The organism is Streptomyces sp. NPDC054883, from assembly GCF_053610645.1.
The window spans coordinates 1-10,445 of the sequence record NZ_JBSGYT010000091.1 but is presented as its reverse complement, the minus strand read 5'-3'; the positions used below and the strand labels follow the sequence as shown (position 1 = coordinate 10,445).

The window sequence follows — 10,445 nt, the reverse complement described above, 5'->3', positions numbered from 1 at the left end:
CATCGAACGCCGCCGCGAACACCGGGAACGCCTCGTACAGCCCACGCCCCATCCCGAGGCGCTGCGCACCCTGCCCCGTGAACAGGAACGCCGTCCGACCACCCGACCGGGCCTGGCCCGTCACGAGGGCGCGGTGTTCCTCCCCCGCCGCGAGGGCGGCGAGGGCACCGAACCGGCTCGCCTCGTCGCCCGACACCACCGCCCGGTGCTCGAACAACGAGCGGGTCGCCGCCAGCGAATGGCCGACGTCCCCGGGCCGGTGGTCGGCCCCCGCGAGCGCCTCCAGCAGCGCACGTGCCCGGTCCGCCAGCGCCTGCGGGGTCTTCGCGGACACCGGCCACGGCGCCGCCGACGACGGCATCGGCGCCGGTTCTTCCCCGGCCGGGGAGTCCGCCGTCGCCTCGGGCGCCTGCTCGACGATCACGTGCGCGTTCGTGCCGCTCAGGCCGAACGAGGAGATGCCCGCCCGGCGCGGCCGGCCCTCGGCCTGCCACTCCCGGGCCTCGGTGAGCAGTTCCACGTCCCCCGCCGACCAGTCGACCTGGTCCGACGGGGCGTCGACGTGCAGGGTCCGGGGCAGTACCCCGTGCCGCATCGCCATCACCATCTTGATGACGCCCGCGACACCGGCAGCCGCCTGCGTGTGACCGAAGTTGGACTTCACGGAGCCCAGCCACAGCGGCCGGCCCTCCGGCCGCTTCCTGCCGTACGTGGCCAGCAGCGCCTGCGCCTCGATCGGGTCGCCCAGCCGGGTCCCCGTGCCGTGCGCCTCCACCGCGTCGACCTCGGCCGCCGACAGCCCGGCGTCGGCGAGTGCCTGGCGGATGACGCGCTGCTGCGCCGGGCCGTTGGGGACGGTCATGGCACTGGACGCGCCGTCCTGGTTGACGGCGGATCCGCTGACGAGCGCGAGGACCGGGTGCCCGTTGCGGCGTGCGTCGGAGAGCCGCTCCAGCAGGAGTACCCCCGCGCCCTCGCCCCAGCCGGTGCCGTCCGCGGCCGCGGCGAACGGCTTGCACCGGCCGTCGGGGGCCAGTCCGCGCTGCCCGCTGAAGTACACGAGCATGTCCGGGGTGGACATGACGGTGACGCCGCCCGCGAGCGCCAGATCGCACTCCCCGGACCGCAGCGCCTGGGCCGCCAGGTGCAGGGCCACCAGCGACGACGAGCACGCCGTGTCGACGGTGACAGCGGGGCCTTCGAGGCCCAGCGTGTAGGCCGTGCGGCCGGAGACGAAGCTGCCCGCGCTGCCGTCCGCGTAGTCGTGGTACATCACACCGGCGTACACACCGGTCCGGCTGCCCTTGAGCCGGGTGGGGTCCACTCCCGCCCGCTCGATCGCCTCCCAGGAGATCTCCAGCAGCAGCCGCTGCTGGGGATCCATGGTCAGCGCCTCGCGCGGGGAGATCCCGAAGAACGCCGGGTCGAACTCGGCGGCGTCGTAGAGGAACGCGCCGTCGCGGGCGTACGACTTGCCGGGCGATCCGGGCTCGGGGTCGTAGACGTCGGGGTCCCAGCCGCGGTCGGCGGGGAAGCCGGACACCGCGTCGGCGCCGTCGGCGACCAGCCGCCACAGCCCTTCGGGCGTGCCGGCCCCGCCGGGGTAGCGGCAGGCCATGGCCACGATCGCGATGGGGTCGTTGCCCGCCGCCGTCAGCCGTGCGTTCTCCTCGCGCAGTCGCTCGTTGTCCGTGAGTGACTTGCGCAGTGCCGCTACGACCTGTTCCACCGATGTGCTCACGTCATCCTCGAATTCCGGTCGATCCGGTCGGTTCCGGTCGGTTTCAGCTGGGTTCGCCGCCGGCCATGGCGGCGCGAATGAGGTCGTCCACGCCCATGTCCTCGATGGCCGCACCCTGGTCCGGCGTTTCGGGCACCGCGGCCGTGGCGGCCGCGGCGGCGCCCGGGACGCCCTCCGCCAGTGCGAGCAGGGCGTCGAGCAGCCCGGACTCGCGCAGCCGTGCGGCGGGAACGGCGAGCAGGGCCCGCCGGATGGCGTCCTCGTCCAGGTGCCGTCCGGCCGCCGGGGTTCCGCGCTCCGACCCGGGTTCCACTTCCTCCGGTTCGAGTTCTTCCAGCAGGAAGCCCGCGAGCGCCGCCGAGTTGGGGTAGTCGAACATCAGGGTGGCGGGCAGGCGCAGCCCGGTCGCCTTCTGCAGCCGGTTGCGCAACTCGATCGCGCCGAGCGAGTCGAGTCCGAGTTCGGTGAAGCCCCGGTCCGCCTCGACGCCCGCCGGGTCGCCGTGTCCGAGTACGGCTGCCGCGTGGCCCCGTACGAGTTCCTCCGCGTAGCGGACCCGCTCGGGCCCGGCGGGGAGTCCGGCGAGCTTGGCCCGGACGAGGGAGCCACCGGTGTCGGCGGCGCCCGTCGCGGGCAGCTCCGTGGGCCTGGCGGCTCGGCGGGCGGGCGGGCCGGCGAGGGCGCGCAGCAGGGCAGGGACCTCGTCGGCCCGGCGGCCCAGTGCCGCGCGGTCGAGCCGGACGGGGGCCAGCAGGGCCTCGTCCAGGGCGAGGGCCGCGTCGAACAGGGCCAGGCCGTCGGGGAAGGACAGCTCCAGCACGCCAGAGCGGCTCATGCGGCGCAGGTCGGCCTCGGTGAGTTCCGGGCCCTCGCCGATGGTGCCTTCCCACAGGCCCCAGGCGAGCGAGGTGGCCGCGAGTCCGGCGGCGCGGCGCTCGGCGGCCAGCGCGTCGAGGAAGACGTTCGCCGCCGCGTAGGTGGCCTGCCCGGCGGACAGGATCTGGCCGCCGGCCGAGGAGTACAGCACGAAGGCGGCGAGGCCCAGGTCCCTCGTCAGTTCGTGCAGGTGCCAGGCGGCGTCCACCTTGGGCCGCAGCACCTTGCTGACCTGCTCCTTGGTGACGGCGCCGACCAGGGCGTTGTCCATGACGCCCGCGGCGTGCACGACGCCCGTGAGCGGGTGCGCGGCCGGGATCTCGTCCAGCAGTGCGGCCAAGGCGTACCGGTCGGCCACGTCGACGGCGACGATCCGTACGTCGGCTCCCGCCGCGGTGAGTTCGGCGCGCAGTTCGGCGGCTCCGGGGGCGTCCGCGCCCCGGCGGCTGGTCAGCACCAGGTGGCGGACGCCCTGAGCGGTGACCAGGTGCCGGGCCAGGACGGCGCCCAGCAGGCCGGTGCCGCCGGTGATCAGGACGGTGCCGGCCGGGTCCCACGCCGGCGCCCCGGCGGGTGCGCCGGTCGCCGTGACGTAGCGGGGCAGGAGGACCTCGCCCTGCCGGACGGCGGCCTCCGGCTCGGCGGAGGCCACGGCGGCCGCGAGGGCGGCTGCCGATTCCGGCGTCCCGTCCAGGTCGACCACGGTGAAGCGGCCCGGGTTCTCCGCCTGCGCGGCGCGCAGCACACCCCACAGCGGGGCCTGGACACAGTCCACGGGTTCCCCGTCGGCCCGGCCGGTGAAGACGGCGTCGCGGGTGACGAGGACCAGGCGGGAACCGGCGAATCGGGGGTCGGCGAGCCACTGGGCCAGTGCGTCGAGCAGCCGGCCCACGGAGGTGCGGACCTGCTCGGGGATCCCGGCGTTGGTGCCGAAGACGTCGGAGACGTCGGGCGCCGTCAGTACGACCACACCCGGAACGCGCTGCTCCGAGGCGAGGTCGGTGAGCGAGGCGACCGGGCGCAGGCCCGGCAGCCCGGCCCCGACCACCACCCAGTCGTCCGTGCCCGCCACCGGCTCGGCTGAGGGCTGGTACGTCTGCCAGTCGACGCGGAACAGGGTGCCGCCGCCGGCCGCCGCGTCGCCCGACAGCTGCTCCGCGGACACTTCGCGCACGACGAGCGATTCGACGGTGGCGATGGGCTCACCGGTGGGTGCGGTGATCCGCAGCGCGACCGCGTCGGGGCCCGGCTTGGTGAGGCGGACCCGCAGTGCGGCCGCACCGGTGGCGTGCACGGTGACGCCGTTCCAGACGAAGGGCAGGGCGGCCCGGACCGGGCCGTCGGTGTCCGCGTCGAAGATCCGCTCCGCGTGCAGGGCGGCGTCGAGGAGCGCCGGGTGCAGGGCGAAGGGGGCGGCGTCGGTGCGGGCGTGAGCGGGCAGCGCGATCTCGGCGTACAGCTCGTCACCGCGCCGCCAGGCCGCCCTGAGTCCCTGGAAGAGGGGGCCGTACCCGTAGCCGAGTCCGGCGAGGTCCTCGTACATCCCGCTGACGTCGACGGGCCGGGCGCCGGCCGGGGGCCAGGCTTCCAGGTCGGGGACGGCCGCCGCCGGCTCCGGTGCGAGGACGCCGCGGGCGTTGCGGGTCCAGGGCGCGTCGGCGGCCAGGTCCTCGGCCCGCGAGTACAGGGCGACGTCGCGGCGCCCGGAGGGGTCCGCCTCACCGACGACCACCTGCACCGCCACTCCCGTCTTCCCGGGGAGCAACAGCGGGGTTTCCTGGGTGAGCTCCTCCAGCCGGGCGCAGCCCACCTCCTGTCCGGCGCGCAGTGCCAGTTCGACGTACGCGGTGCCCGGGAGCAGGACGCTGCCGTGCACGGCGTGGTCGGCCAGCCAGGGGTGGGTGGCGGTGGAGATCCGGCCGGTGAGCACCGGGGCTCCGGTTTCCGGGGAGACGAGGACGGCGCTGAGCAGCGGGTGCCCGGCTGCGGCCTGTCCCATCCCGGCCGCGTCGCCGACCGCGGCGGGGGCGTCGAGCCAGTAGCGGGTGCGGAGGAAGGGATAGGTGGGCAGGTCGACGCGCCGGCCGCCCGTGCGGGCGAAGTACGCCTGCCAGTCCACGGGCACGCCGGTGGCGTGCAGCTGTCCGAGGGCGGCGGTCAAGGCTTCGGGTTCGGGGCGGTTCCTGCGCAGGGCGGGTACGAGGACGGCCCGCTCGGAGTCCACGGTCTGCTGGGCGAGGCCGGTCAGGATGCCGTCCGGGCCGATCTCCAGGAACCGGGTGGCTCCCAGCTCGCGCAGCGCCGCGACCGCATCGGTGAACCGGACCGCCTCCCGGACCTGGCCGGCCCAGTACTCCGGGGACTGCCAGGCCTCGGACAGATCACCGGTGACGGTGGAGACCACCGGTATCCGCGGAGCGGAGTACGTCAACCGAGCGGCAACCGCGCCGAACTCGTCCAGCATCGGGTCCATCAACGCCGAGTGGAAGGCGTGCGAAACAGCCAGCCGGCTGGTCTTGCGGCCGGCGGCCGCGAAGTGCTCCCCCACCGCCAGCACGGCGGCCTCCACACCCGACACCACCACCGAGTCCGGGCCGTTGACCGCCGCGACGGACACGCCGTCGGTGAGGTGCGCCAGCACCTCCTCCTCCGTCGCCTGCACCGCGAGCATCGCGCCCCCAGCGGGCAGCGCCTGCATCAGCCTGCCTCGTGCGACAACCAGCTCGGCCGCATCCGCCAGCGACAGCACACCCGCCACATGCGCGGCGGCCAGCTCACCGATCGAATGCCCGGCGATCAGATCAGGGGTGACCCCCCACGCCTCCACCAGCCGGAACAAGGCCACCTCAAGCGCGAACAGAGCCGGCTGCGTGATCGCCGTCGCGTTCAACGCCTCCGCATCCCCACCCCACACCACCTCACGCAACGACCGCCCCAGACGCCGGTCGACCTCGACACACACCGCATCGAACGCCGCCGCGAACACCGGGAACGCCTCGTACAGCCCACGCCCCATCCCGAGGCGCTGCGCACCCTGCCCCGTGAACAGGAAAGCCGTCCGACCACCCGACCGGGCGGAGCCTCGTATCCCGTCACCGGCGGCGACGGCGGCCAGCCCCCGCAGCACGCCCTCGTGGTCGGTGCCGGAGGACACGACCACCGCGCGGTGCTCCAGTGCCGCCCGGGCCGTCGCGAGGGTGCGGGCCACGTCGGTGAGGTCCAGCTCCGGTTCGGCGAGCAGCCGGGCGTGCAGCTGCTCGGCCTGGCGGGCCGGTGCCTCCGGGTCGGCGCCGGACAGCAGCAGCGGCAGGGCCGGAAGGCCCGGTGCCTCGCTCACGATCGGGTTCGGCTCGGGGGCCTCCTCCACGATGAGGTGGGCATTCGTCCCGCTCAGGCCGAACGAGGAGACGGTGGCCCGGCGCGGTCGGTCGGCTCGGCGGGGCCACGGCCTGGCCTCGGTGAGCAGCCGGACGTTGCCGGCTTCCCAGTCGACCTCGGGCGAGGGCTCGTCCACGTGCAGGGTCTTGGGCATCAGTTCGTTGCGCAGGGCCATCACGGACTTGATGACGCCGCTGACGCCGGCCGCGGCCTGGGCGTGTCCGATGTTGGACTTGATGGAGCCCAGCCACACCGGGTCGTCGGCGGGGCGTCCCTGCCCGTAGGTGGCGAGCAGGGCCTGGGCCTCGATGGGGTCGCCGAGCCGGGTTCCGGTGCCGTGGCCCTCCACGAGGTCCACGTCGGCGGTGGTGAGTCCGCCGGCTGCGAGGGCGCGCTGGATGACGCGCTGCTGCGAGGGCCCGTTGGGGGCGGTCAGGCCGTTGCTGGCGCCGTCCTGGTTGATGGCGGAGCCGCGGATCACGGCGAGTACGTCGTGGCCGAGCCGCTGCGCGTCGGACAGCCGCTCGACCAGGAGCAGGCCGACGCCCTCCGCCCAGCCCGTGCCGTCGGCGCCGCCCGCGAAGGCCTTGCAGCGGCCGTCGGCGGACAGGCCGCGCTGCTGGGCGAACTCGACGTAGATCTCGGGTGTCGACATGACGGTGACGCCTCCGGCCAGCGCCATCTCGACCTCGCCGCGCCGCAGTGCCTGGCAGGCCATGTGGAGGGCGACCAGCGACGAGGAGCACGCCGTGTCGACGCTGACCGCGGGGCCTTCGAGGCCGAGGGTGTAGGCGACGCGGCCGGTGAGGATGGAGGCCGCGGTGCCGTTGCCGAGGTAGCCGGCGACGTCGTCGGGGATCTGCTGGAGGCGGGACCCGTAGTCGTGGTACATCACGCCGGCGTAGACGCCGGTCTGGCTGCCGCGCACGGCGGAGGGGTCGATGCCGGCGCGTTCGAAGGCTTCCCAGGCGGCTTCCAGGAGCAGTCGTTGCTGGGGATCCATCGCGATGGCCTCGCGCGGGCTGATCCCGAAGAACGCCGGGTCGAACTCGGCGGCGTCGTAGAGGAATCCGCCTTCGCGGGCGTACGTCTTGCCGTGCAGGCCGGGTTCCGGGTCGTAGATGGCGTCGGTGTCCCAGCCGCGGTCGGCGGGGAAGTCCGCGATGGCGTCGCGGCCTTCGGCGACGAGGTCCCACAGGTCTTCGGCGGAGCGCACGCCGCCGGGGAAGCGGCAGCTGATGCCGACGATGGCGATGGGTTCGTCGTCGGAGTGCGCCGCGGGGGCGGCCTGTGCGGAGGTCGGCTCGGGTTCCGTGCCGCCGAATTCGCGGGCGAGGTGATCGGCGACGGCGCGGGTGGTCGGGTAGTCGAAGACGAGGGTCACGGGCAGGCGGAGCCCGGTGGCCGCGTTCAGCGCGTTGCGCAGTTCGACGGCGGCCAGCGAGTCGAAGCCGAGTTCCTTGAACGCGCGGTCCGCTCCGACGGTGTCGGTGCTCTCGTGGCCGAGGACGGCCGCGACCTGGGTGGCGACCAGGTCGAGGAGGGTCCGCTCGCGTGCGGCGGTGGTGAGGGCCGCCAGCTTGCGGGCCAGGCCGTCGCCCACGGGGGCGGCCTGGGCCGCTGCGCGCCGGGTCGCGGGGCGTGCCGTGCCGCGCAGCAGCGGCGGGATGTCGGTGCCGCGGGCGTGCAGGGCGGCGGGGTCGACCGGCAGGGGGGCGAGCAGGGCGTGCCGGGTGCGCAGGGCTTCGTCGAAGAGGGCGAGGCCGCGGGCGGCGGGCAGGGCGGGCAGGCCGAGCCGCTTCATCTTCTCGACGTCGGCGTCGGTGAGTTCGCCGCCGAGGCCGGTGTTGACCGCCCACAGCCCGTACGCGAGTGAGGTGGCCGGCCGTCCGGCTGCCCGCCGGTGGGCCGCGAGCGCGTCCAGGAAGACGTTGGCTGCGGCGTAGTTTCCCTGTCCGGCGGGCAGGACGAGTCCGCCGGCCGAGGAGAACAGGACGAACGCCGAGAGGTCCATGCCTTCGGTGAGTTCGTGCAGGTGCCAGGCGGCGTCGGCCTTGGGCCGCATGACGGTGTCCAGGCGTTCCGGGGTGAGGGCGGCGGTCAGGCCGGGGTCCACGACGCCCGCCGCGTGGACGATGCCGGTGAGCGGGTGGGTGTCCGGGACCGCGGCGAGGACGTCGGCCAGTGCGGCCCGGTCGGCGGCGTCGCAGGCGGCGATGCGTACGTCCGAGGCGCCGGCTTCGAGGAGCCGGTCGCGCAGTGCGGCGGAGCCGGGGGCGGCGCCGCCGCGGCGGCTGGTGAGGACCAGGTGCCGGACGCCGTGGCGGGTGACGAGGTGTTCGGCGACGCGGGCGCCGAGGCCTCCGGTGCCGCCGGTGACCAGGACGGTGCCCTCGCCGCCCCACGGGGACTGCGCCTCCGGGACGGCCGTCTTGACGAGCCGGGGGGTGAGGAACCGGCCTCCGCGCAGGGCCAGTTCGGGCTCGTGCTGCTCCAGGGCGAGGGCGACGACGCCGGGGTCGGTGTCGGCGGGTGCGGCGGGCTCGTCGGGGTCGGTGTCGAGCAGCACGATCCGGCCGGGGTGCTCGGCCTGTGCGGCCCGGACCAGGCCCCATACGGGCGCCTGGGTGAGGTCGGGGGCGGCGGCCGGGTCGGTGGTGACGGCGCCGCGGGTGACGACGACGAGGGTGGATTGCGCGAACCGCTCGTCCGTGAGCCAGGACTGCAGCTGGCCCAAGACGTACGCGGTGGTCGCGCGGGCCGCCTCGGGCACCGGCCGGCCGGCCGGTGCGGGGTGGCAGGCCAGGACGACGGCGGGGGCGTCGGCGAGGATGGCCAGCCCGTACTCGTCCAGGACGACCGAGGAGGAGTCGCCGGGCAGGACGGCCGCCGGCAGGCTGGTCCACTCGATGTGCCGCAGGTCGTCGGAGACGGCGCCGCCGGCCGGTTCCAGCTGGTCGGCGGAGACGGGCCGGCAGATCAGCGAGGCCACGGTCATGACGGGACGGCCGGTCTCGTCGGCGACGACCATCGCCGACTCCTCGGCGCCGCGGATGCGGCGGACGTGGACGCGCAGCGCGGCGGCGCCGACGGCGTGCAGGGCGACTCCGCTCCACGCGAAGGGCAGCAGGGCCTCGGTGCCGCCCTCGCCCTGGTCGACGAGGACGTCGACGTGCATGGCGGTGTCGAGGAGCGCGGGGTGCAGGCCGTACTGGCCGGCCTCGGCGCGCACCGACTCGGGGAGTTCGACCTCGGCGAAGAGTTCGTCGCCGCGCCGCCAGGCCGCCTTGAGTCCCTGGAAGGCGGGGCCGTACCCGTAGCCGCGCTCGCGCAACCGCTCGTACGCGCCCGCGACCTCGACGGGTGTGGCTCCGCGCGGCGGCCACTGGGTCAGGTCGGCCTCGACGTGCGGGGGCGTTCCCGTGGCGAGGAAGCCGGTGGCGTGCCGGGTCCAGGCGTCCTGGGAGGCGCCGTCGAGGCGGGAGTGGATGTGCAGCGGCCGGCGGCCCGTCTCGTCGGGTGCACCCGCGGCCACGCGCAGGGACGCGCCGCCGGACGGGGGCAGGACGAGGGGCGCCTCCAGTGTCAGTTCCTCCAGCAGGTCGCAGCCGACCTGGTCGCCGAGGCGTACGGCGAGTTCCACGAACCCGGTGCCGGGGAGCAGGACCGCGCCGTGCACGCCGTGGTCCGCGACCCAGGGCTGTCCGGCCGTCGACAGCCGGCCGGTGAGGACGACGGAGCCCGACTCGGGGGACAGGACGGCGGCGCTGAGGACGGGGTGGTCGAGCGGGTCGAGGCCGGCCGACCCGACGTCGCCCGGCCGGACCGGCACGTCGAGCCAGTAGCGCTTGCGCTGGAAGGCGTACGTGGGCAGGTCCACGAGCGGGCCGGGGCGGCCGGCGCGGCCCAGCAGGGCGGCCCAGTCGACGGCGGTTCCGCGCGTCCAGGCCGCTCCGACGCCGGTCAGCGTCTCGCGGGCCTCGTCGCGGTCGCGGCGCAGCAGGGGGAGGAAGGCGGTGTCCTCGCGGCTGACGCAGCCGGCTCCGAGCGCGGTCAGGACGGCGTCGGGGCCGATCTCCAGGAAGGTACGGGCGCCCAGTTCCTCGGCACGGCGGACGGCGTCGGCGAACCGGACGGGCTCGCGGACCTGGCCGGCCCAGTACTCCGGGGACTGCCAGGCCTCGGACAGCTCACCGGTGACGGTGGAGACCACCGGGATGCGTGGAGCGGAGTACGTCAACCGGGCCGCCACCGCGCCGAACTCGTCCAGCATCGGGTCCATCAACGCCGAGTGGAAGGCGTGCGAAACAGCCAGCCGGCTGGTCTTGCGGCCGGCAGCCGCGAAGTGCTCCCCCACCGCCAGCACGGCGGCCTCCACACCCGACACCACCACCGAGTCCGGGCCGTTGACCGCCGCGATACCCACCCCGTCGGTGAGGTGCGCCAGCAC

General features: G+C 75.1%; 2 protein-coding genes. Both read right to left on the bottom strand.

Annotated features, from left to right (window positions below; genetic code table 11):
- On the bottom strand, positions 1–1,855 hold a 1,855-nt coding region (locus ACWGH1_RS34775; RefSeq protein ID WP_453409342.1), incomplete at its 3' end, for a type I polyketide synthase.
- The coding region (locus ACWGH1_RS34770; RefSeq protein ID WP_453409341.1) for an SDR family NAD(P)-dependent oxidoreductase at positions 1,785–10,445 on the bottom strand (8,661 nt) is incomplete at its 5' end. The genes ACWGH1_RS34775 and ACWGH1_RS34770, both read right to left, overlap by 71 nt.